At 63.6% G+C, this 1229-nt stretch carries 1 protein-coding gene; it reads left to right on the forward strand.

What is annotated here, in order from left to right; all coding sequences use genetic code 11:
* Positions 1–314: 314 nt before the first annotated feature.
* The coding region (locus XM50_RS00075; RefSeq protein ID WP_197075227.1) for an MFS transporter at positions 315–1229 on the forward strand (915 nt) is incomplete at its 3' end.

Raw genomic sequence — 1229 nt, forward strand, 5'->3', positions numbered from 1 at the left:
CAGAATCGGGCGAATCTGGCCTCGTTGGGGTGAAGCGTGGCCAGCAGGACGGGAGGGGACGTCTGATTGGAGCGATTGGGAGGATCGTCGTTCACCTCTCCCGAAGAAAAGGCTGCGCGTGAGTGTTCGATGCAGCTCAGAACATGGAGCCATGCCTGCACGTCGCCCGGGTCTCGGAGGCGCCACCTACGCCTTTGCTTCATGGCAGATGCACCCTGGAGGTGGATCGACGCTGCACGCCGCCGATTTTAGGTTGCCGTAACTAAAGAAAGCGGTACGCTGCAACCAAACCCACCGTAGAGTAGAGGTTTGTGTTGGAGAGGAAAAACGCGGCCTTCGGTGTGCCGCCCGCGGCGCCATTGCGTGCACGCACCAAATTGCTGTTCGGCATGGGATCGCTGGCCGAGGGGGCGCAAACCGTTGCGTTCGGGTCGTATCTCCTGATCTTCTACAACCAGGTGATGGGTGTTCCGGCGGGGATCGTGTCGGCCGCGCTGATGGCGTCGCTGGTCATTGATGCGATCAGCAATCCGATCCTTGGCCATGTCAGCGACAATCTGCGGTCGCGGTGGGGACGCCGGCACCCCTTCATGTATGCCGCGGCGCTGCCGACGGCATTGTGCTTCTGGCTGATGTTCAATCCGCCGCAGGGTTGGAGCAACGACGCGCTGTTCTGGTACATCCTGGCCGTCGCGACGCTCGGCCGGATCGCGATCAACCTCTACGAGCTTCCCTCCGCCGCGCTGACCCCGGAGCTGAGCGAGGATTATGACGAGCGCACGTCGCTGATGACGTGGCGCTATTTCTTTGGATATGTCGGCGGGCTCGGCATCGCGACCTTGCTGTTCTTCGTGCTGCTGCGCCCCACCCCGCAATATCCGGTCGGCCAGCTCAACCCGGAAGGCTATCACCAGCTGGGCATCATCGGCGCGGTGCTGACGTTCGCCGCGATCCTGATCTGCGCAGTGGGGACACAGGCGCGCGGCAGGATGGTGCCGCAGCCCCCTGCCCGCGAGCGGCAATCGTTCGGGCAGCATTTCCGCGAGATGCTGGGCACGCTGAACCACCGCGGGTTCCAGGCACTGCTCGCCTTCGGGGTGCTGAAATTCTCTGCCGCCGGCCTGTACGCCTCGATGGCGGTGTATCTGGGCACCTATGTCTGGCAGCTGAGCCCGAGGAGCATGGGCCTGCTGGCGTTCGACGGCGTCATCGCCGCGCTGATCGCGCTG

The organism is Sphingomonas sp. Ag1 (assembly GCF_000980895.1).
GTDB classification, from domain to species: Bacteria; Pseudomonadota; Alphaproteobacteria; order Sphingomonadales; family Sphingomonadaceae; genus Sphingomonas; species Sphingomonas panaciterrae.